The organism is Maribacter sp. 2-571 (assembly GCF_050589625.1).
Taxonomy (GTDB): domain Bacteria; phylum Bacteroidota; class Bacteroidia; order Flavobacteriales; family Flavobacteriaceae; genus Pelagihabitans.
The window spans coordinates 175,828-201,444 of the sequence record NZ_JBNGOP010000006.1 but is presented as its reverse complement, the minus strand read 5'-3'; the positions used below and the strand labels follow the sequence as shown (position 1 = coordinate 201,444).

Here is a 25,617-nt window from a genome sequence, read left to right as displayed (position 1 = left end):
TCTTAGAATTTTACAGTAATCGCTGCTCCATAGGTTTGTGGTAGTCCAAAAGAGGCCGCATTGAAACCGCCTACACCATAGCCATAACTGAAATAGGCCTCATCGGTGAGGTTTTTGCCCCAAACAAAAAAGTCGAGGTTTTTGGAAGTCAGCCCTAGGCGTCCGTTTAAAAGTTCGTAAGCTTCCTGGAGCAAGTCGTTCGGCACATCAAAAAAACTGTCCGACTGGTATACATAATCCAGACTGGTTTCCAGGTTTATTTTTTTAGAGATCGGAGCGATGTAGCTCGCCGTGAAGTTCCCGTTAAAGTTAGGCGATACCGGTAGTTCTTTTCCCGATAGGTCGATCGGTTGCCCCGTATTAAAGTCCAAAGGGCGGTAATCTAGAACTTCAGTGTTCAAATAACCTAGGTTCAGGCCAAAGCTTAAACTTTTAGTGGCGGCCCATTGGCTTTCCAATTCGATACCGTAGCTACGGGATTCCCCAATATTGTCGGTCCCAAAATCAAAAGTCTCTAAATTCAGGATGGTGAATACCTGTTGGTTATCGTAATTGATAAAGAATCCGGTAAGGTTGAGCTTTAAACGGTTATCGAACAAGTTGGTTTTGACCCCTGCCTCATAATTCAGTGTCGTTTCCGGGTCAAATGCCGCCTGTGTACGATCAAGAACAAAAGTGTTGATACCGCCGGGGCGAAAGCCTTTTGCCGCATTGGCGAACAAGAATACGTTTTCGGTGGCCTGATAGCTTACGGCGATTTTAGGGGAAAACGCGTTAAAGTCCGCGGTTTCCGAAAATTGGTCGGTAGGAAAGACAGGTATTGAAAAGGAACGGCTCACATCGGCGTCCACCGTTTCATGGTCATACCGCAGTCCTGCGGTCAGGGCCAACTTTTCCGTGAGGTCATACGTTGCCTGCCCGAAGACCGCGATTCCTTTCCGTATGGATATGGAACGGTCAAAGCGGTTATAGGGTACGATACCGGCAAAATCCGGAAAAACCAAGGAAAGGTCGGCACCAAAGTTCAGATCATCGTTCTGAACGTTTTCGTTTCTAAATAAAAAGACTCCGGCCGTCCAGTCCAATTTTCTATCACCTATAGAACCCAGGCGCAGTTCTTGGGTTAAATTTTCCAGGTCAAGATCACCTTCTACGGACTGGATATCCAGCGGACTATAATCGAACTCGTCGGTACGGTTTTGTTCGGTGTTTTGGTATGCGGTGACGGAAGTCAGGGCAAAATTGTCAAAATTATATTTTAAGGTCAAAGCGGTGTTTTGGGTCAAGGCCTGCCTAAGAACATCTTCATTAAAATTGACCTGATAGAGGCTGTTCCCCAATATATCCTGCAGGGTATTGTCCGGGGTCGGCAATACAAAGGCATATGCATTTGATTCCCTGCGCTGTAAACTGTATGATAGGCCCATGGAAAGTCTATCGTTCGCATAATACTTTAGTCTAAAATTGGCGTCGACGGACTTACGGTCCTGTAGATCTTTGTCGTTAAAGGAATTGGCAACAAAACCCTCCCTTTCGGATATATTGGTATTTGCCCTGAAAAATAGTTTGTCCTTTACCACCGGCATATTAAAAGCAAGATCTAGATCGACCGCATCCAAATTACCATAGCCCAAGGTGGCGTAACCGTTTATGTCGTTCGTTGGTCGCTTGGAAGTGATTTTTATGACCCCTGCCAAGGCGTTTCGCCCGTACAAAGTACCTTGTGGCCCACGCAAAACCTCAATTTGGTCCACATCGGCCAATTGTAAGGGAAAGGCAAACGTGCTGAAATAAGGTACATCATCGATATAGAGCCCAATAACGGGGTTCGAATCAATGGTAGAAATACCCCTGCTCGCCGCTAAGGTAAAAGCACCTGTCGCACCATCGTCATACAGCCGAAAATTGGGTGCGATGCTATTCATCTCCCCAATTTCGTTGATCTGTAGCTGTTGTATTTCTTTGGAGGTTACGGCAGAAACGGAAGCGGCGGTTTTTTGAATGTTCTCCGACCTTCGGTTGGCCGTAATGATCACTTCCTGCAATTGCCCCGTAGCCTGCTCCAATACGAAATCGAATACCGTATCGCCTTCAATATTAACCTGCTTCGTAATCGTTTGATAGCCCAGGTAAGAGGCTTGGATATAAAATAGCCCTTCCCGTACATTTTCGATGGCATAGTTGCCATCCATATCACTATTGCCCCCCTTGGTAGCGTTCAGCAAAAGAACATTGGCCCCGAAAATAGGTGCACCGGTTTCATCGGTTATCGTTCCTGAAAGGGATTGTGCCAAAAGCGGACTTACTATCGATGGCAGTAGAAGCCAGAATAGGATATAAAAAATGTTTTTTGATCGCATTGTTTTTTTATTTATTGTAGCTATTAGTTTGTTGCATACCATAATCCGGTAAAGGGGTTAGGGTAGGGTCCCGTTTAAAGCAAACAGGGGGTATTTGAAAAGTTATAGAATACCTCGCGAATTCTAAATAGAGGTCAAACAGCGTTGAATGACCGATGCCGATGTTTTTCTGGAGTAAGGGCGAAAATGTTAGTTTAAAACTGAAGCTGCCTGAAAACATTCCTATACTACCCCACCATTATTTTAAAAAATGTTTGGGGGCGGCTTGTTGAAAAAGAAGTCGGTTTGGAGTGTTTGTAGTGGTGGAGTATGGTAATTTTTGATTTCACGTGCACTCCGATGTATGTAAAATGAGGGCTGTACAGAAAAATCTGTAATCGCCGTTCCCAAAAAGAGTAGGGTAATCTTGTTTTCTTCGCCGATAAGGGAACATTGTTCACATGGGTTGGAATCATCGTTCGAGGCTATGTGGGAAACCTCATGTATATTGAAGACCCGAACCAACAGAAATGTTGCCAGAAAAAAAACGGAGATGCTAAGTTTCCCTAAGTTGTTCATTTTGACAACGGCAGATAAAATTGGTAATTATTATTTGGATTAATTATAAATAACTAAATTTATAAGCGTAAAAGTACTACCCGACCCATGAACCGCACCTACGTGAAGCGGAATAAAAACAACGCGAAACGGAATTATGCGAACTACTATTTATCAAAAGGATTTCAACGAAATTTTGATGGAGGCGGAGTACCCGGACTGGTTTAAGGATGATTCCGAGCCACTATTTGAAAGGACTTTTTCGGCCTCTCTATTTTTCGGAAAAGGAGTCTACAAGGAAATTTATTTCGAAGGGGTCCATATCGGTTACGGTAATCTTGAACTTGCCAAGAATACATTGTTCCATTTTGAAACGGAATTTGAGACAGTGGAAATGCACTTTGCGTTGAACGGCATCACTTCAACGGATGCGTCCGAACTTTCGGGTACGGTGGATTTTGTATCCGGGGAGCACAATATATTCTATTCGAAAGGGACCACCGGAATCTCAAAATGGTCCTCGAAGTTGCCACTTCGGATTTTTGAAATCAATTTATCCCCGGCCTTTTTCGAAAAATATATTCCCAGTGGGAGCAAACGCTTTCTCGATTTTAAAAAAGCCATAACCGACCGCAGATCGGCCATCCTTTCATCCACCTATAATTTTCCCATCACTTTGGAAATGGGACAATTGATCAATGACATTATACAGTGCCAACGAAAAGGCTTGTTCAAACGAATTTTTCTTGAATCCAAGATAATCGCCCTGCTGCTGACACAACTTGAACAGATGTATTCTTACGATGTAAAAAACGCTCCGGTAAACTTGAAGAAGAAGGACATCGAAAAAATATATGCGGTAAAGGAGATTTTGGAAAAAGATTATAAAAAAACGACTACGCTGGTGAACCTGGCCAAAGAAGTGGGCACGAACGAGTTTACCCTCAAAAGGGGTTTTAAAGAACTGTTCGGGACATCGGTATACCACTATTGGAAATGTTTACGGCTCGAAACGGCCAAAACAATGTTGATCGAACACCAAATGACCATCAAGGAAGTAGCTAACGAAATCGGTTATAAAAATCCGCAGCATTTTACGGCGGCCTTTAAAAAGGAATTTGGAACGTTGCCAAGTTCGATAAGAAATTAGTTTTTCGGACTAGCAAGTTCCAATAGCTTTTCATTGTTGTAAAGGATATTATACCATTTTTGCTTTGAAATTACCCAAATAAAAAGCCGCCATTTTTTGCTTGGACGAAAAAGAAAAATCAAGCATAGCAGTAGCTACGGTTGTTTTTTATTTTGAAGTATTAGCGGAAAAGGGCAATTTTTAATGGGTAATTTCAAGGTAGAAATGGTATTAATTGCGGCCCGCTTTGGAAAAATGTTCTTTATGGTGTTAAGATTTATCCCTAAAAGCACAACAACTTAGTGGTGGTCCGGTTTCCATGCGCGCTTCTTGGACGTAGGTGGCTAGTGTTTTGGTCGCATTGAAACGGTCGGTATAGGCCCTTTCCTTGTTATAAAGATCCGTTCGTTTTCATGCTCAGGCCTTCAGTTGATGCTTTGGTCCGCTCTTTTTTCAAAACTTTTTCCCGTGACACTATTGGGACCAAGCTAATTGCCGTAATGCCGGTAAAGAACCAAAACAGATCGGTCGAAGCAACTTCCCATAACCCTTTGGAAAGCGCTATCCAAACCCAATCACCGGTTACGATACCGTTCACTACCGGTATCAAAAGCGAGAACGCCCCTCCTATGCCCAGGTAGTTACGGTTCAATTTTCTAAAATTGTTCCAGAACAGCCCTGTCAAGAGTAATAGGGACCACCCCAAAAAGAAAATGGTGTTTACTTGAAATGCACGCCCTACGGCATCCATAGGAATCAATTTATTGGCCAAAAAGATAAGCGCCGTAGCGGGAAAAAGGCCCAAACAGATGGCGAGATAGATTTTTGTGGTCCTATGGTGAAAGCGTTTTTGCCGCTCCGTATATTGCGCAGTGTCCCGGGCTTTTTGCCATATCAGAATACCGCTTACGATTATAACACATGTGATCATGGCGAGGATGAAGTATACGATTTTCATCAACATTCCGCCAAAAGTGGCATAGTGCAATTTGATCAACAGGTTGTATACCGTTTGACTATAGGTCTTTTTATTGGGCGCTATCTGTGTTTCTATTTTTCCCGTTTTCATGCGGTACACAAAAAGCCCGTCACCAACGATACCTTCCCCATCATCAATATAGAAGGTGGCCGTGGCATCTTCCCTACCGTAGTTTTGCATAACAACATTTTTCACCTCAAAATCAGTATATTTTGCTTCAAGGTCTGTAAGGAGCGTATTTAGCGATCGATTCTCCGAAAGGGCTGCATCCGGATCGACGGTAATGCCCCTTTCCGGGCGGATACTTTTAAAAATGGCCGTACTATCCCCATCAAAAAGGATAAGGGCACTGGGCGCCAAAAGAAGCGTCAACAACCCAAAAAGCGCACCGGTTATGGCATATACCACTTGGAACGGTAGACCGATAACCCCTAGAACGGTATGGGCATTGGTCCATATCTGCTTCCATTTTCCCTTGGTGGTGAAGGCATAGAATTTGTTGATAATGTTTTTCCAATGGATCAGAACCCCGGTTATGATGGCGAAAAGGAAAAACAACGAAACCAAACCGGAGAGCCATATGCCCAGTCCTGGAATTTGATCAAAGAAGTGTAAATGATATAGGGTGTCGCCAACGGTGGTCAAGGGCGCTTCCGATTTTATTACCTCCAAGTTTTCGGAGTTGACAAGTGCATGAAATCGCCCTGTGGTACTATCGGTCTCTTTAAGGCTTCCATACACCTGAACAAAGGGCACATGGCGATCGGGAAAGACATAGGTAAGCTGCCCTTCTTCCTTGAAATTTGGATACGCTTTGGCAATGGCTTCGTGTACCCGATCATAATCGACCGTTTTCGGGACCGTAAATCGCGCACCGGGGTTTTCCCATTGGTACATTTCATCTTTGAACAGGGCGAAGGCACCGGCATAAAATATAATGAACAATGCAAAACTGATAACGATCCCCGCTACCGTATGTGTGTGGAACATAATGTTATGGGCACGCTTGCCCAGCGGTCTCAGTTTCATGGTCTATGCTTTAAAAAGTATGATAATGATCGTACAGACCACGATAATAAGAAACATCCCGCCCCATGCTTTCCATCCGTTTTTGGAGAGAAAGGCGAGAATCATTAGTGCTACCCATAGAAAAAAGGAACTATAGGCGGTGGTAAGGATCAAGGCCGACTTGTTTTCCAAAACGACCCCAATGGCATTGTGGATCGCAATCGTAGCAAGGTATCCCCCCAGAATACCGGCGGAAACTTTTAGCCATCGTTGACCGGTACTCGATAGGTATTTTGTGTTGGCGGGCATAAGATCAGAAAAGTAATGTGTTCAAAACGTCACCCAAGGCGATTGCAATGAACAGATAAATGAAATTTTTATGGACCGACAACGCGATAACGAGCGCACTGAAAATCAAAAACAGTATCGTGGCGAACATGATCGGGCCGGTGGCATAACCGTTGACCATACCGAACCGTACCAGGGACAAAAGCAGCAACACGGCCCCCAGGGTCGTACATGCTTTTTTATGCGCCCTGATGAAGCGCTTTGCCAAGGGTAAGCTATCCGGAAAATACTTGGATGCACCATAGCATAAAAAACTTCCGAAAAGTGCCAAGGTAATCCCCATGTTTTATAAAAGATCGATCCAGGATTCAAATATAGAAAAATATTATCATTATTTAGATTAATTAAAAATAGTTATTTAGATTTGGTCCAAATAATAACAAACGTGTCCCATATCAAATTTACCTTCCTTTTATTTTCATTGGGAACGGCCCTTAATGGTTTTTCACAACTGACGCTTTCCGGAACCATAAGCGATGAAAACGGAAATACCGTACCGTTTGCCAACGTGCTTGTTGACGATTCCGAAAAATATGCCATTTCGGACGATAACGGATTTTTTAGTATCACGGGCTTGGAGAATAGGAGCTATCGGATACGTTTTAGTTCCATTGGTTTCAAAACCTTGGTACGGACGATCGATGGAAGCTCCAATTCCGCGCTGGTCCTCTCCGTGGTGATGACCACCCAAACGGAGTCCTTGGACGAAGTGATCGTGCAGGGCAAATCGGAGCTGTCCATCATATCGGCCCAACCCTTGGCGGTCAGTGCGATAGATGCCAAACTCTTCCAAAATGCCAATATCGATGCCGTGAACCTTTTGGATAGGGCCAACGGCGTGCGGGTAAGGCAGTCGGGAGGTTTGGGCAGTGACGTGAATATTTCCATACAGGGAGCTCAGGGAAACGCCATCAGACGTTATTTTGATGGCTTGCCGATCCAATATTTGGCCGCTGGGCTCGACATTAACAACCTTCCCGTAAACCAAATAGAGCGCATCGATATTTACCGCGGGGTAACCCCTTTGGAGGTCGGCACCGATGCCTTGGGAGGCGGTATCAACATCGTTCCAAAACAGATTCAGGGCGATTATGTCGATGTCAGCTATCAGTTCGGCTCTTTCAATACCCACCGGCCCTCGGTGAATTTGTTCCATACCAACACCAAAGACTTCTTTTTTTCCAGTAATTTCTTTTTGAATTATTCCGATAATAATTATAAGATAAATGCACAAAACTTTAATGAGGAAGAGCGGCGTGCCACTGAAATTATAGAAGCGGAACGGCGGCATAGTCTTTTTAGGTCTACCTATGTTGATTTTGCGCTGGGCGTACGCAACAAACCCTGGGCCAAAGAACTAAAGATCAGTTTTGTGAACGACCGTTCCTTTAGGGAAATCAATACCGGTATCGTTTTTAACCCTGTTCGACCGATAGCTGCCGTAACACAGGAAAACGAGGGCATTACCACCCGTTTGGACTACAGCGTTGCGCTTTCGGATAAGCTTTTGCTCAAGACAAAGACCAACATTGGGCGCTACATCCAAAGTGCGCTCGATTCTACCCGTGTAATTTTTGACTGGTCGGGCAACCGACTCGAGAGTGTGGACGGTAACGGGGCCGAACTGTTGAGCGGTCCCGCCGATATTACCATCGATAGGGACGTTTTTTTACAGCGTACCACCTTAAAATATAACATTACCGATGCGCACAAGATTACGGTGAGCAATCTGTTTATCGATCAGCAAAGGGAAGGTCGTAACGTATTTGTCGATCTGAACGACGACCCCTTGCGCTTTCCCGCCCAACTACAACAAAATTACAGCGGAATACAATGGGACGGTATGTGGTTCAACACCCTGCTCGAAACAGTGCTTACCTATAAAAATTACAACTACAAGGCAGATGCCACCAGTTTGGAAAACGTTATAGACGGTGCTTTTGAACGCCAACAACTGAACAACAATTACCATGGGGCGAATGTGGCGGTGAAATACAACATCGATACCAATCTCTTTCTTCGGGGTTCCTATGAGTATGCCTATCGCCTACCCGAGGAAATAGAACTGTTCGGTAACCAAAGTACGATCGGTAGCAATGTAGCGCTAGAACCGGAACAGAGCGATAACTACAATATCGGCGGCCTTTACAAGGCCAAATTGTTCAATACGGTTCCCGTAGCACTAGAGGTAAACGGTTTTTACCGCTATCAGCAAGATCGCATCCTACTTTTGGCCTCCGGTTTTGATTTGGCCAGGCATTTTAACGAAGAGGAAGTAGAGATTAAGGGAGTGGATGGATATCTTGCCGTTCGCCCTTTGAAAAACCTGAAGGCCAATTTGGCGGCAACCTATCAGGATGTGCGCATACAAAGCGCATTGGAAGCTTCCGAGGCAGATGTTATCGGTACCCGGGTGCCCAACATCCCTTCTTTCTTCATGAGTTTCGATGCACATTATACCATTGAAGGGCCCCTTGGCGAAAGGGATCTTTTGCGTTTTTCCTATTACTATGATTACATAACGGAATTCTCCTCCATTAGGGAGGCCAATGCGCTTCGGAACATTGCCAATTTTGTTCCTGACCAACATATCAACTCCCTTGAAGCTACCTATACTACAACTTCGGGCAAGTGGAACGTATCGGCGCGCATCAACAACATTTTCGATGACGACGTTTTCGATAACTTTCGGGTACAACGGCCCGGCAGAAACGTTAATGTTAAACTAAGATATACCATACAATGAGAGCCGGCATACCACATATTGCTTTACGATCCGGGGCGCTATTTTGGTCGATGATGGCACTGCTTTTTTTAGGGTGCGCCACCGATGATCCCATACCGATAAATACGGCCATGGATGATGGTCCCTCTACTCCCACGAATCCCGATCCGGCCGCTGTCGACTATATGCTTTTTACACGAAGTCCATCCTCGGCGAACGGTTTTGTAACGGGCTTCGATCAGTTTCCGGAAGGTGACCTGGATATTCCCTCAATGCCACAAACACTGGCGTTCCCCGCAATTTCGGGAGGGGTCTCCTTTCAAAATTATGTGGTGAACCAACAAAAGCTTTTTGGCGGTGCCGGCTACCAGCGCCTTACTTTAAATGAAAATAAGGTACCGCAGGACGGGGCGATCATCGAAACCCTGGGCGGTGGTTCCGCAGTTGCCTTTTTAAATGACAACAAGGGATACTATGTAGACTTTAACGAGCGGAACATTCAGGTTTTTGACCCGGTCACCTTTATACGCAAAGGCGAGATATCCCTTTCCGAGGCATTCCAGATCCCGGAGAACGCGAGCAACTATTACGGTTCGCTATATGTGGTCGGGGAAAAATTGTATGCATGCCTTTACACCGGTAGGTCGTTCCCGCCCTTTGTATATCAAAGTCCTGTTGGTAGTGTGGTCGCGGTCATCGACACCGATACGGATACTTATATTAAAGATATTTTTGCGGCCGGAACCAAGTTCCCCGGTCAGCCTTTTTTACGATATGACGCCCCGATTATCGATGAGACCGGCACGCTGTACCTTCCCACCCAGGGAGGGCTGGGGCTGGACCTCTCGACCGGGGAAAATACGCCCGCAAAAATTCTGAAAATTCCTGCCGGTGCGGATGATTTTGATCCGGAATATGGGTTCATGCCACAAATGTTGATCCCCGAGTCCAACGCAACGATCATCGTTAATGCGGGATTTTTATACGCAGGTAACGGTATCGCGTACACCAATATCCTAATGGAAGATCCGGAGACCCCGGTCGATCTGGTAAACAAGGCGTTGATGCGTTGGGCCAAGATCGATCTGGTGAACCGGACCGCTGTTTTGGTGGCCGGTGTACCCGCCAATGCAGGTCTTACATCGGGCATGGCCTACAACTATAACGGAAAGGTACAGCTAGTGGTGTACAATCCCGAAGAGGCCATCAGTGCCGTTTACGAGACCGATATTGAGCGTGAGGACGCAACGGAAAAATTTAAGGTTACCGCCGGTGGTATTATTTATGGCCTCTATGAAATAATGGAAAACAATTAAATACGAACATTAAAAGTAATAATGATGAAAAAAATGAAGTTTTGGTTACCTATGAGCGTTTTGGTGCTGTTGGTGGTTTTAACAAACTGTTCTTCCGATGATGGGGGACCGGCAGAGCCCCCGGTAACACAGCAACCAGATCCCGAACCCGAACCTGATGAAAAACCGGATGGTAGTGCGGATGAAGACTCCGACGGCATTACCAATGGCGATGAAGATCTTAACGGTGACGATGATTTTGAAAACGATGATACCGATGGGGACGGCACCCCGGATTATAAGGATAACGATGATGATGGCGACGGTATCCCTACGGCGGACGAGGGACCGGGTACCGATACCGATGGCGATGCCATATTGGATTATTTGGACAACGATGATGACGGGGACGGTGTGCCCACGGCCACCGAAGGAGCTACCGAAGATACCGACGGTGATGCCGTACTTGACTACCTGGACAATGACGATGACGGCGATGGTGTAATTTCCTTGAACGAGGATTTGGATGCCGATGCCGACCCCACCAATGACGATACCGATGGCGATGGCACCCCCAACTATTTGGATGCCGATGACGACGGGGACGGTATCGCAACGCTTGACGAGGATACCGATGGCGATGGCGATGTAACCAATGACGATAGCGATGGTGACGGGGTTCCCGATTATTTGGACGGTGCCGAAGATGTTCTGAGCATTGCCAATCTTGGATTTGAAGATTTTGGCACCCAGGAAGTAGCCGTGTACCGTATTGCCGACGGAGCGTTCAATGGTACCACTTGCAGCATCGATAATGATGAAAAGACCTTCAATAGAAACATAACCAGTTTAAACAGGCCTTTGGGCTTTAGTACTACGGACGATTATTTTGAACAAGATGCGTTCTATGTGACCCAGGCTACCGGAGCCGATGTCAATTCTGGGGATTCCGCGGTCAAGCTAATTTCCGATTCGGGCTTTTTTGCCCCCGTAGCCGGTGTGGTAGGGCTGTTCGAACCGGAGGACTTTTTTCAGGACTTTTCACCGGTTGCCTACCCTTTCACCAAAGTACCTACCGCCATTACCGGTTTCTACAAGCACGTTAGTGGTGATCCGGTATCCTTCCCCGAAGGTAGCTGTACTTCGCAGGGCCAGCTCAGCGAAGAAACGGAATTCAGTGGAGGCTTTAGGGTGTATGCCGTAATGACGAACGATGCAGGTACGATCATTGCCACCGTGGACACCGTTTTTGAGGATGTGGCCGACTATACCGCATTTTCCGCTCCCGTTACCGTTTTGGTGGCCGATGAGGTTCCTACGAACATCATTTTCGTAATGTCCTCTTCGCCTGAATTTGTAGCGCCAAACCCGATACCGATTGCCGGATCGGTCACCTTTATAGATGATGTGTCCTTTACCTTTGATTGAAGCATTTGTAGTACGAAAAATAGCAAAGCCTCCCGGGTTACGGGAGGCTTTTATACTCGGCCAGAACAAGGGAATATGACGAATAACGCTATGTTGATTTAGGAAGGGTTGCCCTGGATACTATGATGTATTATGGCGCGATACGCGGCGGTACCCTTGGTCCGTTTCGTATTCCTTCAAGATGGTAAACTGTTTTTTGCAACAACTTGATAGTTTTTCGTAAACCCGATCAAAAGAGTTGAAAATTGGTTAAAAATAACGTGGACAATGGAGCTATTATATAAAAATGAGTACGGGGCCTCTTATAAGGTCGATTTTGGTACTAACCCGGAATGCGAGGTGCAATTGGTAATCGATACGGTAGGGCTTTTTATGTCAAAGGAAGAATTGGACCATTTGTTGACCGTAGTCAAAAATTCACATGAGCCCTGTGACTGTGGTAATTGTAAAGGGCCTTGTGAAAAAATTTGGTGTACCGGTCCACTGGTAGACATCTGCCTTAAGGTAAGCGACGCAATACTGGACAAAATGGAAGATTTGATTGCGGGCACTCAATTTATGCTCAATATCGATGCTACCTTGGAAGCGTATCGTTTAAAATAATGTTCCCATTCCGCAAGAACGCATGTTCAGGGGCTTATTTGGCCTTTTGTTGCATTTCGATATTGTCTTCCGTAGAATTCGAATCCGATTTTCGGGTACCATAAAAATACAGGGAATGGCTGTCAACGGTAATGTTGAATATTTCTTCAATGGTCTTTTTGATCGTTTCCACCCGCGGATCGCAGAATTCCATAATCTCTCCGGAATCCGTTAAAACGATATGGTCGTGTTTGCTTTGAAAAAACGATTTTTCATATTGGGCCACCTTACTGCCGAACTGGTGCTTTCGTACCAGATGGCACTCCATTAATAGCTCCATGGTATTGTAAAGTGTAGCGCGGCTAACCCTATAGTTTTTATTTTTCATTTGAACATACAGGGAATCGATATCCAAATGTTCGTCCGTATTATAAATTTCTTCTAAAATGGCATATCGTTCCGGTGTTTTCCGGTGTCCCTTTTCTTCAAGAAATGCGGTGAATACTCCTTTGGTAATATTGAAACTACTTTCACAGGCCATAACTGTTCCTTCTTTATTAAATGTACAAATTTGTTTTTGGTTCGGCCCTTTTTAAGGGGTATTGTTTGTTTTGGGCGCTATTCTCCGGTGCTGGCATCGAAGTGGTCCATTTGATATTTTTTGGGTGTTCCCTTACATGGTAAGGATAAACTTTTTTCCATATTTTTTCTTCCTATCGGTAGTATGCCGTTCCAAAAAATGGTTCCGTTGGGCAATTGGTCGTGCTATCCGTACCGGTCGATACATTTATTCTTGCAAGATCAAGAGCTGCTTTAGGCGGCAAATCCCTAATTTAAACAGCTCTGATAATCGATTTCGATCAAGGGAATAGTACTTTCGGGCTTTCGGGTACGCTGAAAGATAAGATCCTTTAACGAAAGCAATTCCCTTCGATTAAAAATCAGGGCCAAGTTCTGTTGCATGGACTGTATGGGAATCTTACGTTTGAACATGACCCTATTGCAGCATGTTTCCCATTGTTCGATATCGATCGTTGTTACAAAACGTTGAAATGCCCGCATTTCTGCTTTTGTAAACTCAAGATAGATGTTGTTGAATATCAGATGATAGATGTTGCAGGCTTCGCAATATAAAAGCGCACCATCATTATTTTTTGAAAGGGTACTTAGTTCATGGCACATAAAGGGCTGTTTAATAGGGTTAGGTTTTGTGTACTTGGGGTGCTCATACCAACGGACGCCGGTGTGGCTATTTGGATTTACGTTTGAAACTGTCGGGGTGTAAGACCAAATTGTTTTTTAAAGGCCGAACTAAAATGCCGTTGGTTCTTATAGCCCAATTTGTCGGAGACTTCACCGATGGATACCGTTTTTTGCAACAACAACTTTTTCGCCATATTCATTTTTAAAGTGTTCCAATACGCGAAAACGGGGGTTCCGTAAAGCCTTTTGAACCCTTTTTTTATGGCATAGTCGTTGGTGCCCGCTATTTTCGAAAGGTCGGCAAGGGTCATGGTTTTATGAAGGTTCTGTTCCATAAAGGCCTTTACACGGGCTATTTTTTTGATGCTTTCCGGTTTTAGCGTTGGTATGGGTGTTTTTTCCAAGGCGACGATCTGCTTTAATTGCAATGCCAGTAATTCCAAAATTTTAGATTCAATATACAAGGGTTTGAACACCTTGGATGCGTCCGCGTTGATGATTTGATCGATGGCGAATTGCATATAGGGTGAAAGTGGCATGCCTTCGGAACATAACTGACAAGACTTTCCGGCCTTGATGTTTTTTTCGAAACGAACGGTATTTTGGCTCTTGTCCCCTAGCGTCAGATATTCCAAGAACAGCTGCGGTACCATATGGATCTGTAACACCGAAACCCGGCCATTGGTCGGGAACCAATCGGTCTCGGCGTTACTTTTTTTGGAGTAGATTACGTTATAGCTGTTGGCAATAAGGTGAACAGGGCTGGCAAGGGTACTTTTCATTTGTAAACAGGCCCCCTCCATACAGCAAATGAGTTCCACTGTTTCTTGGCCGCTTTGGGTATGGGTTTTGGCCTTTTTTCCGAGGCGCATATCGTTATGGCCAAGGTAAAACCCGTTTACATAGATCTCGCGATAGCTCCCCTGTACATTATCGAATAAAACAGCGGAGTTCGTATCCCTAAAACGGTTCGAAGTCGTGATGTCGTTTCCGAAATATTGACGGTCTAGCGTTAAATTCTTACGTACGGTATCCATAAATCCTTCTTTGTGCAAGGGACCGGTATTTTTATCCCTATCGCGGATATTTTACTCCGTTTTGCGGAAAATAGTAAACGAATTCCCCGCTATTTTTGCACTTCTTTATATTTGGTCTAAATAAAAACTAATGTACAAAAACGTTTTTTTATTAGCACTGCCTTTTTTCATAGGTTTCTCGATTTTTGGGCAAACCGCTATCTCCGGTACGGTAGTCGACGAAGCGGGCAATCCTCTTTTGGGTGCGACCGTATTGCTCCAAAATTCCGTCATAGGAGCCGTAACCGGTACGGATGGTAGCTTCAAAATCTCCAGAGCGCCCATTGGGGACCATCTGTTGGAGTGTACCTCTTTGGGGTATACAAAAGAAGTGGTTCCCATTACCGTTCAAGAAGGCAATGAAGTACGGCTATCCATCCGGCTGTTGCGATCGGCGGAAGAGTTGGATGAAATGGTGGTCGTGGGAACCTCCAAGGCCGAACAACTAAAGGAGCAGGGTTTCTCGGTAGCGGTGCTGGAAACGGCCACTGTTAAGAACACAAACTTGGACATTAACCAGTTGCTAAAAACCGTTTCCGGGGTAAACATCCGTGAGTCCGGAGGTCTGGGATCCGGTTTTGATCTTTCCCTGAACGGTCTCTCGGGCAACCAGATCCGCTATTTTATCGATGGTGTGCCCATGGAGCGTTTCGGTTCTTCGCTGACGTTGAATAATTTTCCCCCAAACTTGGTGGAGCGGATAGAGGTTTTTAAAGGTGTGGTACCAACAACGCTCGGTGCCGATGCCTTGGGAGGCGCAATCAACATTACCACCGCTTATCGCGGCAAGTCCTTTCTCGATGTTTCCTATGCCTACGGGTCTTTCAATACGCACATCGCCTCGGTAAATGGCCAATATGCCGATAAAGGGAAAGGGCATTTTTTTAAGGTATCCTCCTTTTACAACCATTCCGATAATGATTATTTGATGCGCGATGTACCGGTATTCGACCTGGAATTGGGCAATAACCTCGGTACCATCGACATTGATCGCTTTCACGACGATTATTCTTCTGCCATGGTGACCCTGGAGGCAGGGGTTTTTGATAAGAAATGGGCCGATGGGGCTTCAATAATGCTGACCGGTGCCCTAAACCGTAAAAATTATCAGCATCCCGACAACAACATCCTTAGGGTGTTTGGCGGTTTCCGTACCGAGGGAGAAAGTTATTTGGGACGGATCAACTACCACAAGACCTTCCATAAGTTGCATATAAAGGCATATGCCCTTTTGGGAAAGGTTCGGGAAAGCGTCATCGACACCAGCGCTTTCAAATACAATTGGGCGGGCGATTTTATAAAAAGGGACGATGACGATCCCAAAGGCGAGCTGTTGGAACGGCGCTCGTTTTTAAAACTGGACGACATCGTAGCAAATTCCCAACTCACCATAGGCTATCGCTTCAACGATTATGGTTCCCTTGGGCTAACGCTGAACCAAAACCGGTTAAAACGGACCGGGGATGATATTGTAGACCCCTTAAATAGGGTGTTCGAGGTACCGAACACCATAAACAAAAATGTTGTCGGGCTTTCATATACCTATAAAAATATAGCAAAGGGGATCGAGATCACCCCGTTTCTAAAAGGGTACCGCTTCAAGGGAAGCATTATCTCCGAGGGCATTGACGGAACGTTTACCAACAGTGCCCCGCGCTTTGGGGATCTTGGATATGGTGCCGCAATTGCCTACGCAAGGTCCCCTAAATTGTCATTTAAGACCTCGTATGAACTGGCCTATCGCATTCCGGAAGCATTCGAAATTTTAGGCGATGGTATCTATATCACGCCCAACCCTGGATTGGGCCCCGAACAGAGCGATAATTTCAATTTTGGTATCCGTTACGATACGGAAAACAATAACATTGGGCTTGATGCGGAGACAAATCTCTTTTATCGAAATTCCAAAAATTTCATCCGCTTCAATCCATTGGGCCCCTTTGGCGAATTCGAAAACCTGAACAACGTCAGGTCCATTGGTGCGGAAGCGGCCCTCCTTCTACGTTACAGGCGTTTTTTACGGCTAAGCACGAACCTTACCTATCAGGAAATTACCGACCAAACCGCTTTTGATGAAGGATTGCCCAATATCAATTTTAACAGTAAAGTACCCAATATTCCTTACTTGTTCGGCAATGCACAGTTGGGAATCGTCCCTTTTAAACCGAACGAGAAGAATGAGCTATCCCTTTTTTGGAACCTACGTTTCGTTCAGGAGTTTTTTCTGATATGGGAAAATTTGGGCGATCCAAATCAAAAAAATGTAATTCCAAAGCAGTTTATCCAAGATTTTCGGGTGCAATATACCATGGAAGAGGGGAAATATAACCTGGCGTTGGCCGTCAATAATGTATTCGACCAATTGGCTTTCGACAACTTTAGTATCCAGCGTCCCGGAAGATCCTTCAATATCAAACTAAGTTATTTTATCAATTAATTTTTTTAACCATTAAATCGAGTATTATGAAAATGAAAATCCCTTTTAGCTTCGGCTTGGCCAGACCTTTGTCGGTACTAATGGCCTGTACGTTACTTTTAGGAAGTTGTTCTAACGACGACAACGCTCCAATGAACCCGGTGTCGCAACCCGATTCTCAGCCACAGCCTGATCCCGATCCGGTGAGTTCGGGAATCACCTTTGCCTTAAAAACTACCGGGGGCGACGAAACCGAGTTTATTATCAATGAACCCAGTCTGGAAACGGGAATGCTCTCCGCCGACGGAAAAGGGATCGAACAGACAGGATGGCGTTTTTACTATCCGGTCGGAAAAACCCTTTTTGCCTCCGGTTATAGCGATGACAACCAATGTGCGGGCTATACGGCCGACGAAAAAGGTGAGATCGTGAAAAAAGGGGAATTCATTTTTGAGAACTCCCTTGAAATGTTCGGGGCCGATGAAGCCGCAGAAACCCTTTTGGCCATGGAGATCCCACGGGTCGGCTTCGCCAACAGAAGACTTCATTTTGTGGATGCCAATACGGTAAACGTGTCCAAAATAGTAGGCACCAGGATTTTTGAGGACCAAAAAGATTCTATTGTTGCATGGCCTACCGCGTTACAGGTGAACGGGGATAAACTGTTCGTGCCCTTTCATAAACTGGACGCCAAAGGCTTTTTTTTTACCGTTAGTCCCGACAGTGCCTTTGTTGCCGTTTATGATTACCCCAATGTCGGTACCGAGCCGATAAAGATCATTTCGGACGCCAGAACAAGTAACATCGGAGTGAACGGCGCTACCACGGGTATGGTCAAAACGGACGGTGGCGATATGTATTCTTTTTCCTGTGGGGCGACCATGGCCGGCTTTGCCCCGGCTTCCACCAAACCATCGGGCATTTTAAAAATCAAGGCCGGGGAAACCGATTTCGATACGGATTACTTTTTTGATATTGAGGCGGCCACCAATGGCGGTAAGCTGTTTTGGTTCGATTATGTAGGGGGCAATAAAGCGATAGCCCGTATTTTAACCGACGACTCCGGTCCGGCCTGGTCGGCATATGGTCGTGATCTGTTCACACAAAAATTGGTCATTATCGATTTGGAAAACCAAACGATTACCGATGTCGCCAACGTACCCTTACATGCCAAAAGGTATTCCTCCCCGATACTTGTTGACGAAGGAAAGGTTTATGTCAGCATAGAAACCGCTACGGCGGCAGATGTATATGTCGTAAATGTCGAAAATGCCACTGCCGCGAAAGGAGCGGGGATTGTCGGTAAAACGGTAAAGGGCTTTTTTAAACTCTAGCACTATGGAATAAGGGCGGAAGTAACCATTTCCGCCCTTTTATCAAAAAACGGATTTTGGGTAAGAACAGAACGTTTCGAAAGGTGATTTTTAAAATACATCGGTACTTGGGCCTGCTAAGTGGGCTCATAGTCTTTATGGTGGCCGTAACGGGATGCGGATGGGTCTTTAAGGAAGAAATTGAGGGTTTATATGATGATTATAGTACGGTATCGCCCCAAGCGGCTCCAATGATAACACCGACAAATGCCCGAAAATTTGCCAAGGCGGTGTTTCCCGAAAAAAGTGTCCACGGAACGCTTTATCAGGAAGATGAAAAGGCCATTGAAGTTATTTTTTATGAGGCGGAACCGGAATTTTACCAAAGTGTTTACCTAGACCCTTACTCCGGGAAAGTACTGCATGTAAAAGATCACCTATCCGGTTTTTTTGCATTTATGCTAGAAGGGCATATGTACCTTTGGTTGCCGAGAGCGATAGGAGGGAAAGTAGTATCCATAGCGGTTTTTTTGTTCCTCTTCGTCCTGCTTTCCGGATTGGTGTTATGGTGGCCAAAAAAACGCAAATATGCCAAACAGCGATTAACGTTCAAATGGAAAGCTACAACTACATGGAGGCGTAAAAATGTGGACCTACACAGGATATTGGGATTCTACGGAGCAGCGCTGGCGTTCGTACTGGCGTTTACCGGATCGGTAATGGCCTTCAATTGGTTTTACTATGCGGTATATAAAACTGCAGGTGGAGAAAAGGCTCCCCAATTTATTATTCCCGAAAACAGTTCGTTTATAGGTACTGTGGAACGGGACACACTACCGATAGACCGACTGATTCCTTTATTGAAAACGGAAACGACCCATGCAAAAAGTTATGAAATTCACTATCCCCATAACGATTCTTCTAGTATTTATGTGGAAGTGGCTCGTTCAAAGGGTCTTTATTACGATTCGGACTATCGGTTTTTTGATCAACATACACTGGAAGAAATTGAAACCCCAAGTATTTACGGAAAATATAAGGATGCACATTTTGCCGATAAGCTGATACGCATGAACTATGACATTCATGTGGGCGCCATTGGAGGATTGGCGGGAAAAATACTGGCTTTTTTGGCAAGCGCACTCATTGCCAGTTTACCGCTGACCGGGTTTTTGAGCTGGTGGGGCAGACGGAAGCGGTCCGGGGCGACAACAAAAAAAATACCGGTACGGGAAGGTACCGGTATTTAATTGGTTCTTAAGTGTCGATGGCAAGCCGTTATTCGGGGCCGCTCTTAAAAATATGGAGCAACGACTTCCACTTTTTTATTAGCTTTTCAAAATAAAAATATTTATGCACTAACGTTTTGTGGTGCCCAAACGGCGCACATCATATGCGGGGCAGCTTTGGTAGGGTTGGCGCAATCGTCTTTTTCAAAACGAAAGCAGGACGTGCAGTCTTTTTTATTGGTCAGTTCCGACTTCATTTCAAAGCTGTCGCAGGTATAGTGACCGTCAACTTGTACGGCGTGTACCTTGCATTGCCCATTGCTCATTAAACTTTCACAGTTCTTGCAGTTGTTTCCTAATCGTATAGCCATTTTTCTTTTTTTAGGTTAATACGGTAAAACTAAGGTGAAACACTATTAGAATGAATTTAAATAGCTGTAAATCAATTATTTAAATTTAGATTGCTTTAAAATAGAATAATCCGGCGACACATTTTTGACCGGGTAGGATATATTTGAATTTCCATCGTTTTAAAATTCTGGTTATCCGCTTCAAAAACTGAATTTCGGATTCCTGGTTCGTTCGGTTCCGTACTCTACTGAAGGAACTTGTTGGCGGGACGTTAGATCAGCCGTACGGAATACCCTTCCCTTCCGAATTTTTTGGCGACCGACATGCCAATTCCCGGACCTGTTCCTGCGTTTGAAATGTGTCTGCTGTTCATGCTTTCAGGAACCAAAATTGCAATTACTTTTTCGACCTGAATTGAACTACCCCCAATACATCCGTTGCAAAGCGTTCCCACCCGTTCCAAGTTGGAAAAATGACCGTGTTTTACATATAAATCGTTTTCGTCTAGGCAAATCCTGAATGGTTCTACCTCAGGTTTTCCGGACATATACCCCTTGGAACGGGTCGGAATAGCTTTTTGCCAACAAATCGCTTTGGGCAGTATAATCCCATATGCATGACGGTTCGTGATGGCAATCGGGATGGAAATGGGCGAAATACCCTCATGGCCCGCCTTGGAATCGTCGGTCTCAGGATTTTTTATCATGGTTTTTTATCAAAAAGAATTGGAGATATAAGCACAAATTTTTCCCTTTAAGAGTATGCGCTCCATTCCCGGGATGTACCCGGACTCCATCTCAAATAGGGAAGCTCGTATTAGAACAACTAAAGACCGGTACCAAAGTGGTCCGCTCTTCCGTTTCGGCACGGGCATTTCCGAGGTGGGTATAGTCCTGAACCGAGGTAACGGTTTTCGTTCGTACGATGCTGCGCGCCATATATTTTCTTTATGTTTATTGTAAGTAAAGCGGTCGCGAATACGACCGTTCCATAAGTCAGGAAAAAGAATGCTGGTGGTTCGCCGTTCCCGAACATATAGGGTAAAACGCAAGTTTTTCGGTAAAACAGGTCCCGCTCATCAAAACGTTAAAAAATGAACGATGCTATCTCCAATTTGTCCTCTAAAGGAAAAAAGCTTGCTAAAAATGCTGCAAGGGTCGATTTTGAGGTGTTCATGGAAGCTTCACAAAATTTGTACGGTCCGGATGAAAACCCGAACGGTGCCTTTCCCTTGAATGTTGCCGAAAACCAATTGATGGCATCGGAAATAAGGGATCGGCTGAACGCCGTTTTGGTGCAGGGCAATATCCCGGATTGGGTACTCAATTACACCCATCTTTTGGGCAACCCGGAGGTGCGGGAAACCATTTCGGGCTTTATGGAAACTGAACTCTGTAAATGTCCTATTTCCCCGGAATCCATAGGCCTTTCTGCCGGGGCCTCGGCCATTATCTAAGTAACGGCTTTTGTGTTGACCGATCCGGGCGATGTGGTGGTGATACCGGCCCCTTCCTACCCCATGTATACGAACGATCTGGGGTTAAAAACGGGCGCGGAGCGCTTCAATTTGCAAACGCATCATCAACTTGAAGAAATGCCTGCCCAAGGTCCGGTGACCACCGCACTGTTGGATACCGTTCATAAAGAACTTACCGCCAAGGGAAAACGGTTTAAAATACTATTGCTCACTACCCCGGACAATCCTACCGGTATCGTATATGAAGCCGAAACGCTACGGGATATTGCGCGTTGGTGCGAGCGACACCACGTGCATATGGTGGTCAACGAGATTTACGGACTTTCAAAAATCGACCTTGAGGACGAGGTGCTTCGCGCCGATTACCCCAATAGTGGAGCATCCGTTTCCTTCGCTAAAATAATGCGTGAAATGGATAGTGCATACCTGCACATGTGGTACGCCTTATCCAAGGATTTTGCCATGTCGGGATTGCGGGTAGGGGTGGTTCACTCCCTAAACCCTGGTTTTATGAAAGCCTTTGAAAATGCCAACGTACCCCATTTGGTCTCCAATCTTACCCAATGGGCCATTGGCGAGCTGTTAAAGGATGTCGATTTTGTTAAGGCCTATATTCCTAAAAACAGAAAGCACCTAACCAAAAGTTATCGGCTGGTGGTCACTCACTTGCGAAAAAATGAAATACCATACGTTGCCGCAAAGGGCAGTTTTTTCGTTTGGGCCGATTTCTCCAAATACCTTAGCGCCCATACCGATGCTGGGCAAGAAAAACTGTGGTTGGAAATCTACCGGAACACGGGTGTGCTATTGACGCCCGGCGAGGGTTTCGGGCATGAAAAGAAAGGAATGTTCCGAATTGTTTTTACGGCAGTACCGTTTTCGTACTTGTCGGTGGCCATGGAACGGTTGACCAGTTACCTTCAAGCGCGTCTTGAAAATACAACTCCACAATAAGTATCGAATATAAACGGGAACCAATGGTTTTGAACAGGCAAACATTTGAATACAGGGATAAGATACTTATCGAAAAAATAAAGATGGGAACCCCCTTTAGGTACGAAGCCCTTTTCGAAAACAGCGGCTGCTTCATTTATTTTAAGGATAGGGCGCCAAAGTTGTTATCGGCAAATCAAAATGTTCAAATAAACAGTCAAGAAGCGGTGCTGTTGAAATGTGGCAACCATTTTTTGGAGTTGCTGAAACAAACGGACGAGGAAGAAGTAGAGGCCATGGTCGTTCATCTGTATCCCGAAGTCCTTAAAAAATTGTACGCGAACGAGTTGCCGGGAGCGATACAAAATAACGAGTGTAAAGATCCGAGCGAGGTAGTGGTGTCCAAAGAGGTAATTTCCCGATTCATCGATTCATTGGAGTTTTATTTTCAAAACCCCGCCCTGATCAACGACGACTTGTTGGAGTTGAAAATAAAGGAACTGATCCTTTTACTGATGCAATCCAAAAATGTGTGCTCCATTCAAGAGTTGATTTCAGATTTATATTCGAGCCGTAGCGTTCAATTAAAGAAGATTATCGAATTGCACCGATATTCGAACCTTGGAACGGAAGACTTGGCAAAGTTGTGCAACCTTAGCCTATCTTCCTTCAAACGGGAGTTCACCAAAACCTTTAACGATACGCCCAACAATTACATAACGCTACAAAAATTGAAAAGGGCCAAGGAGCTGCTCCGTATTACCGAAATGGCCATCAGTGAAATTGCATATGGTGTCGGTTTTAACGATCCACTTTACTTCACACGTATCTTTAAAAAGAAAATCGGCCTTTCCCCTACCGAATATCGCCAACAGGAAACCTCCTGAACCGATTATCCATATCTGCGGACTTTTCTTCCATTTGCAGCCTTTATATCCGTAGTATTTTTGTGGTGTTAATAAAGGTCGGGATAGGTATCACTTGTCCAATACCATTCAATAGCATTTTAAAACAGATCGAATATGGGAAAAACATTGGTCGTAGTGACCCATCCAAAACTGGGAAGTTCAAAAATCAACAAGCGTTGGATCGAAGAACTGCAAAAACATCCGGATGCTATTTTGGTCCATGACCTACATGCCGCTTATCCCAGTTTGGAAATCGATATCCAAAAAGAGCAGAAACTGTTGGAAGCAGCAGATAAAGTGGTACTGCAGTTTCCGTTTTACTGGTTCAATTGTCCACCTTTTTTAAAAAAGTGGATCGATGTGGTGCTGTCCCATGGCTGGGCGTACGGAAAAAATAGCGGCTATAAACTGGCAGGGAAAAAATTTGCGTTGGCCGTTACCGCAGGTATCAAGGAAGAAGACTATCGGGATTCTGGCAGATATGAGTATACCCTTGAAGAGCTGACCCGACCTTTTGAAGTCACGTTCAAGTACATCAAATCGGATTACCGACCGTTATACGCTTTTTACGGGGAAGAACATAACCCTACTAAGGGAGCTATTGACCACAATGCGAAAAAATATATCGATTTCATTAAAGCGTTATAGGCGAAATCACGGTCGATATTATATTAAGGTAAGCATAGAAACATCAAATGATTTTAAATATACCATACATGAAAATTTCAATTTTTACAGTACTACTGGCATGCGTTTCCATTTCGTACGCCCAAGAAAAACAAATTTCAGGAAACGATGGCGTTTCCAATAACACTAAAAATAAAGTAATTATGAATGTTCAAGACGAAAAACAAAGTTTCAACGAAATAAAGGAAGTAGCAAAGGCACTTGAGCCCTATATCACCAGTGCACGTACCGGAGACGGTGAGTTAAGCCGGTCGGCCTTCTTTGATCACGCCCATATCGTAGGGTCTATTGCAGGTACCCATTACAACATGACCGCCGACGAATTTGGAGGTGCCGTTACGCAGGGAGGTCCCTCGGAAAAGGTACAGCATCATATTGCATGGATCGATATTTCCGGGCCTGCCGCTGCGGCAAAAGTGGAGTTTATCGACTGGAGCGGATTGCGTTTCACAGACTTTTTTGTACTGTATAAAAAAGACGGCGAGTGGAAAATTAGCGGTAAGGTTTACGATTCGCATGCCAATAATTGATAAAGCGTTTTATTAGTGCTATTTCAAAGTTAAAATGGTAGTATTCCATTTTTGACCATAAATCAGGTAGCATCGGAGGTTTTGTAGCATGTAAAGTTATAAAGGGAATGGATCGTTTTTTGAAAATCGGAAAACCGATACATTCCCTTATAGCTATAGTTATACCATTTCAAAGTTAAATTGGTATTGCGCACTATTTTAGATAAACATATTGGGTGACGGATGTTTTTGCCAAAGGGCAATGCGAGAGGATAGTTTGAGATGATTTTATCTCAAAAAAGGAAAAACCGACCGTGTTTTCAAGTTCCTGACCGTCCCAAACAACACTATTTTTAAAGATGAAAAAACAAAGTATAATTATAGTCATGGCTATGGGCTTGCTATACGGCGTATCGGCACAAAATGCAGATCGGTTGGTAGAAGACATGGTAAACGAATTGGGCGGCAAAAAGGCGTTCTACGACCTGAATAATGTCAGCTACGACATGGAGTACTCAGATCCCAACTCGGGAATGTCCCTAAAAAGCAGGGAAACCTACGTGTTCGAGAACGAGTTGTCGCACGCAGTATATTCCGAACATTCCGCTTTGGGAGCCAAAGGAAAAGTTTCCGAAGGGTTTAACGGCGCCGATGCCTGGATAAAATTCGATGGAAAAATTGCCGAAGATAAACAGGCAAAGGGAATGGCTCGATTTTTCAGAAAAACAAATTTTTATTGGTTCTCCATGTTGTTCAAGCTTCAGGACCAAGGGGTGAACCTGGAACATATCGGGAGCAAAAAAACCAATGGTAGCACCTACGATCTGGTTAGGGTAACCTTTGACGAGAATATTGGGGATACCCAAGATACCTATGTGCTGTACATAAATAAGGAGACTAAGCTTGTCGACCAATTTTTGTTTACCGTCGTCGCCTTTGGCATTACCGAACCGGAGTTGATGACCTTGCGTTATGAAACCATAAATGGAATTAAAATACCATCGGAGCGTGCGTATATCGCATCCAATTGGGATGCCGAGGTGGTTGGTAAAACATGGGCGAAAACCACTTGGAAAAATATCGAGTTCAACAAAGAGATCGGTACCGCGTTATTCGATCAATAG

At 44.8% G+C, this 25,617-nt stretch carries 24 protein-coding genes; 14 read left to right on the top strand and 10 right to left on the bottom strand.

What is annotated here, in order from left to right; translation table 11 throughout:
* Positions 1-2 precede the first annotated feature (2 nt).
* Positions 3-2,360, bottom strand: a complete 2,358-nt coding sequence (locus ACRD7P_RS06805) for a TonB-dependent receptor (protein WP_430906789.1) — start codon at positions 2,358-2,360, stop codon at positions 3-5.
* A 694-nt stretch (positions 2,361-3,054) separates the two neighbouring features.
* Here ACRD7P_RS06805 and ACRD7P_RS06800 point away from each other — a divergent pair.
* Positions 3,055-4,047, top strand: a complete 993-nt coding sequence (locus ACRD7P_RS06800) for a helix-turn-helix domain-containing protein (RefSeq protein ID WP_430906788.1) — start codon at positions 3,055-3,057, stop codon at positions 4,045-4,047.
* 370 nt (positions 4,048-4,417) lie between these two features.
* On the opposite strand, the gene ACRD7P_RS06795 is transcribed toward ACRD7P_RS06800, so the two are convergent.
* Genes ACRD7P_RS06795 through ACRD7P_RS06785 form a run of 3 tightly spaced genes read right to left on the bottom strand, consistent with a single transcriptional unit; the run spans position 4,418 to position 6,644 of the window.
* Positions 4,418-6,034, bottom strand: coding sequence for a PepSY-associated TM helix domain-containing protein (locus ACRD7P_RS06795; protein WP_430906787.1), 1,617 nt, complete (start codon positions 6,032-6,034; stop codon positions 4,418-4,420).
* Between the two features lie 3 nt (positions 6,035-6,037).
* Positions 6,038-6,322 (bottom strand): hypothetical protein, encoded by a 285-nt coding sequence (locus tag ACRD7P_RS06790; protein WP_430906786.1) that lies wholly within the window; start codon positions 6,320-6,322, stop codon positions 6,038-6,040.
* 4 nt (positions 6,323-6,326) lie between these two features.
* The gene (locus ACRD7P_RS06785) at positions 6,327-6,644 is read right to left on the bottom strand and encodes a hypothetical protein (RefSeq protein ID WP_430906785.1); all 318 of its coding nucleotides are present in this window, start codon (positions 6,642-6,644) and stop codon (positions 6,327-6,329) included.
* A gap of 102 nt (positions 6,645-6,746) precedes the next feature.
* Here ACRD7P_RS06785 and ACRD7P_RS06780 point away from each other — a divergent pair, with 102 nt between their 5' ends.
* The 4 genes from ACRD7P_RS06780 to ACRD7P_RS06765 all read left to right on the top strand — a co-directional run bounded on the left by ACRD7P_RS06780 (position 6,747) and on the right by ACRD7P_RS06765 (position 12,412).
* On the top strand, positions 6,747-9,107 hold the full coding sequence (locus ACRD7P_RS06780) for a TonB-dependent receptor (RefSeq protein ID WP_430906784.1): 2,361 nt from the start codon (positions 6,747-6,749) through the stop codon (positions 9,105-9,107).
* The gene (locus ACRD7P_RS06775; RefSeq protein ID WP_430906783.1) at positions 9,104-10,402 is read left to right on the top strand and encodes a hypothetical protein; all 1,299 of its coding nucleotides are present in this window, start codon (positions 9,104-9,106) and stop codon (positions 10,400-10,402) included. The genes ACRD7P_RS06780 and ACRD7P_RS06775 overlap by 4 nt, the downstream gene beginning before the upstream one ends.
* Before the next feature lie 33 nt (positions 10,403-10,435).
* On the top strand, positions 10,436-11,809 hold the full coding sequence (locus ACRD7P_RS06770) for a hypothetical protein (protein WP_430906782.1): 1,374 nt from the start codon (positions 10,436-10,438) through the stop codon (positions 11,807-11,809).
* A 267-nt stretch (positions 11,810-12,076) separates the two neighbouring features.
* On the top strand, positions 12,077-12,412 hold the full coding sequence (locus ACRD7P_RS06765; protein ID WP_430906781.1) for a hypothetical protein: 336 nt from the start codon (positions 12,077-12,079) through the stop codon (positions 12,410-12,412).
* A 34-nt stretch (positions 12,413-12,446) separates the two neighbouring features.
* Here ACRD7P_RS06765 and ACRD7P_RS06760 read toward each other — a convergent pair whose 3' ends face one another.
* From ACRD7P_RS06760 to ACRD7P_RS06750, 3 genes are all read right to left on the bottom strand, one after another.
* Positions 12,447-12,932 (bottom strand): Fur family transcriptional regulator, encoded by a 486-nt coding sequence (locus tag ACRD7P_RS06760; RefSeq protein ID WP_430906780.1) that lies wholly within the window; start codon positions 12,930-12,932, stop codon positions 12,447-12,449.
* Positions 12,933-13,219: 287 nt separating this feature from the next.
* Positions 13,220-13,573, bottom strand: coding sequence for a DUF6686 family protein (locus ACRD7P_RS06755; RefSeq protein ID WP_430906779.1), 354 nt, complete (start codon positions 13,571-13,573; stop codon positions 13,220-13,222).
* A gap of 77 nt (positions 13,574-13,650) precedes the next feature.
* The gene (locus tag ACRD7P_RS06750) at positions 13,651-14,631 is read right to left on the bottom strand and encodes a helix-turn-helix domain-containing protein (RefSeq protein ID WP_430906778.1); all 981 of its coding nucleotides are present in this window, start codon (positions 14,629-14,631) and stop codon (positions 13,651-13,653) included.
* A 130-nt stretch (positions 14,632-14,761) separates the two neighbouring features.
* Between ACRD7P_RS06750 and ACRD7P_RS06745 the strand changes: the two genes are divergently transcribed.
* Genes ACRD7P_RS06745 through ACRD7P_RS06735 form a run of 3 tightly spaced genes read left to right on the top strand, consistent with a single transcriptional unit; the run spans position 14,762 to position 19,649 of the window.
* Complete coding sequence (locus ACRD7P_RS06745; RefSeq protein WP_430906777.1) at positions 14,762-17,107, top strand: TonB-dependent receptor; 2,346 nt, start codon at positions 14,762-14,764, stop codon at positions 17,105-17,107.
* Between the two features lie 26 nt (positions 17,108-17,133).
* Positions 17,134-18,420 carry a DUF4374 domain-containing protein gene (locus ACRD7P_RS06740; RefSeq protein WP_430906776.1) on the top strand — a complete coding sequence of 429 codons (1,287 nt, stop codon included), beginning with the start codon at positions 17,134-17,136 and terminating at the stop codon, positions 18,418-18,420.
* A 56-nt stretch (positions 18,421-18,476) separates the two neighbouring features.
* Complete coding sequence (locus ACRD7P_RS06735) at positions 18,477-19,649, top strand: PepSY-associated TM helix domain-containing protein (RefSeq protein ID WP_430906775.1); 1,173 nt, start codon at positions 18,477-18,479, stop codon at positions 19,647-19,649.
* Between the two features lie 101 nt (positions 19,650-19,750).
* Here the strand turns inward: ACRD7P_RS06735 and ACRD7P_RS06730 are convergent, their stop codons facing one another.
* The 3 genes from ACRD7P_RS06730 to ACRD7P_RS06720 all read right to left on the bottom strand — a co-directional run bounded on the left by ACRD7P_RS06730 (position 19,751) and on the right by ACRD7P_RS06720 (position 20,917).
* Entirely contained in the window at positions 19,751-19,999 is a 249-nt protein-coding gene (locus ACRD7P_RS06730) for a hypothetical protein (protein ID WP_430906774.1), read from the bottom strand.
* A 251-nt stretch (positions 20,000-20,250) separates the two neighbouring features.
* Entirely contained in the window at positions 20,251-20,685 is a 435-nt protein-coding gene (locus tag ACRD7P_RS06725) for a hypothetical protein (RefSeq protein ID WP_430906773.1), read from the bottom strand.
* 91 nt (positions 20,686-20,776) lie between these two features.
* Positions 20,777-20,917: a hypothetical protein gene (locus ACRD7P_RS06720; RefSeq protein ID WP_430906772.1), complete on the bottom strand. Its 141-nt coding sequence runs from the start codon at positions 20,915-20,917 to the stop codon at positions 20,777-20,779.
* 155 nt (positions 20,918-21,072) lie between these two features.
* Here ACRD7P_RS06720 and ACRD7P_RS06715 point away from each other — a divergent pair, with 155 nt between their 5' ends.
* From ACRD7P_RS06715 to ACRD7P_RS06690, 6 genes are all read left to right on the top strand, one after another.
* Entirely contained in the window at positions 21,073-21,435 is a 363-nt protein-coding gene (locus tag ACRD7P_RS06715) for a hypothetical protein (protein ID WP_430906771.1), read from the top strand.
* 12 nt (positions 21,436-21,447) lie between these two features.
* Positions 21,448-22,410 carry an aminotransferase class I/II-fold pyridoxal phosphate-dependent enzyme gene (locus ACRD7P_RS06710; protein WP_430906770.1) on the top strand — a complete coding sequence of 321 codons (963 nt, stop codon included), beginning with the start codon at positions 21,448-21,450 and terminating at the stop codon, positions 22,408-22,410.
* Positions 22,411-22,433: 23 nt separating this feature from the next.
* On the top strand, positions 22,434-23,276 hold the full coding sequence (locus ACRD7P_RS06705) for a helix-turn-helix domain-containing protein (protein ID WP_430906769.1): 843 nt from the start codon (positions 22,434-22,436) through the stop codon (positions 23,274-23,276).
* Positions 23,277-23,411: 135 nt separating this feature from the next.
* Positions 23,412-23,945, top strand: coding sequence for an NAD(P)H-dependent oxidoreductase (locus ACRD7P_RS06700; RefSeq protein WP_430906768.1), 534 nt, complete (start codon positions 23,412-23,414; stop codon positions 23,943-23,945).
* A 68-nt stretch (positions 23,946-24,013) separates the two neighbouring features.
* Positions 24,014-24,514 carry a nuclear transport factor 2 family protein gene (locus ACRD7P_RS06695; protein ID WP_430906767.1) on the top strand — a complete coding sequence of 167 codons (501 nt, stop codon included), beginning with the start codon at positions 24,014-24,016 and terminating at the stop codon, positions 24,512-24,514.
* 338 nt (positions 24,515-24,852) lie between these two features.
* Positions 24,853-25,617 carry a DUF6503 family protein gene (locus ACRD7P_RS06690; RefSeq protein WP_430906766.1) on the top strand — a complete coding sequence of 255 codons (765 nt, stop codon included), beginning with the start codon at positions 24,853-24,855 and terminating at the stop codon, positions 25,615-25,617.

What these genes read in the sequence shown, in the direction of transcription:
- ACRD7P_RS06760 (WP_430906780.1), bottom strand. Translation starts at nt 12,932, where the DNA reads ATGGCCTGTGAAAGTAGTTTCAATATTACCAAAGGAGTATTCACCGCA.
- ACRD7P_RS06695 (WP_430906767.1), top strand. Translation starts at nt 24,014, where the DNA reads ATGAAAATTTCAATTTTTACAGTACTACTGGCATGCGTTTCCATTTCG.
- ACRD7P_RS06790 (WP_430906786.1), bottom strand. Translation starts at nt 6,322, where the DNA reads ATGCCCGCCAACACAAAATACCTATCGAGTACCGGTCAACGATGGCTA.
- ACRD7P_RS06795 (WP_430906787.1), bottom strand. Translation starts at nt 6,034, where the DNA reads ATGAAACTGAGACCGCTGGGCAAGCGTGCCCATAACATTATGTTCCAC.
- ACRD7P_RS06715 (WP_430906771.1), top strand. Translation starts at nt 21,073, where the DNA reads ATGAACGATGCTATCTCCAATTTGTCCTCTAAAGGAAAAAAGCTTGCT.
- ACRD7P_RS06750 (WP_430906778.1), bottom strand. Translation starts at nt 14,631, where the DNA reads ATGGATACCGTACGTAAGAATTTAACGCTAGACCGTCAATATTTCGGA.
- ACRD7P_RS06800 (WP_430906788.1), top strand. Translation starts at nt 3,055, where the DNA reads ATGCGAACTACTATTTATCAAAAGGATTTCAACGAAATTTTGATGGAG.
- ACRD7P_RS06730 (WP_430906774.1), bottom strand. Translation starts at nt 19,999, where the DNA reads ATGGCTATACGATTAGGAAACAACTGCAAGAACTGTGAAAGTTTAATG.
- ACRD7P_RS06725 (WP_430906773.1), bottom strand. Translation starts at nt 20,685, where the DNA reads ATGATAAAAAATCCTGAGACCGACGATTCCAAGGCGGGCCATGAGGGT.
- ACRD7P_RS06775 (WP_430906783.1), top strand. Translation starts at nt 9,104, where the DNA reads ATGAGAGCCGGCATACCACATATTGCTTTACGATCCGGGGCGCTATTT.
- ACRD7P_RS06705 (WP_430906769.1), top strand. Translation starts at nt 22,434, where the DNA reads ATGGTTTTGAACAGGCAAACATTTGAATACAGGGATAAGATACTTATC.
- ACRD7P_RS06755 (WP_430906779.1), bottom strand. Translation starts at nt 13,573, where the DNA reads ATGTGCCATGAACTAAGTACCCTTTCAAAAAATAATGATGGTGCGCTT.
- ACRD7P_RS06720 (WP_430906772.1), bottom strand. Translation starts at nt 20,917, where the DNA reads ATGGCGCGCAGCATCGTACGAACGAAAACCGTTACCTCGGTTCAGGAC.
- ACRD7P_RS06745 (WP_430906777.1), top strand. Translation starts at nt 14,762, where the DNA reads ATGTACAAAAACGTTTTTTTATTAGCACTGCCTTTTTTCATAGGTTTC.
- ACRD7P_RS06805 (WP_430906789.1), bottom strand. Translation starts at nt 2,360, where the DNA reads ATGCGATCAAAAAACATTTTTTATATCCTATTCTGGCTTCTACTGCCA.
- ACRD7P_RS06740 (WP_430906776.1), top strand. Translation starts at nt 17,134, where the DNA reads ATGAAAATGAAAATCCCTTTTAGCTTCGGCTTGGCCAGACCTTTGTCG.
- ACRD7P_RS06785 (WP_430906785.1), bottom strand. Translation starts at nt 6,644, where the DNA reads ATGGGGATTACCTTGGCACTTTTCGGAAGTTTTTTATGCTATGGTGCA.
- ACRD7P_RS06700 (WP_430906768.1), top strand. Translation starts at nt 23,412, where the DNA reads ATGGGAAAAACATTGGTCGTAGTGACCCATCCAAAACTGGGAAGTTCA.
- ACRD7P_RS06690 (WP_430906766.1), top strand. Translation starts at nt 24,853, where the DNA reads ATGAAAAAACAAAGTATAATTATAGTCATGGCTATGGGCTTGCTATAC.
- ACRD7P_RS06765 (WP_430906781.1), top strand. Translation starts at nt 12,077, where the DNA reads ATGGAGCTATTATATAAAAATGAGTACGGGGCCTCTTATAAGGTCGAT.
- ACRD7P_RS06770 (WP_430906782.1), top strand. Translation starts at nt 10,436, where the DNA reads ATGAAGTTTTGGTTACCTATGAGCGTTTTGGTGCTGTTGGTGGTTTTA.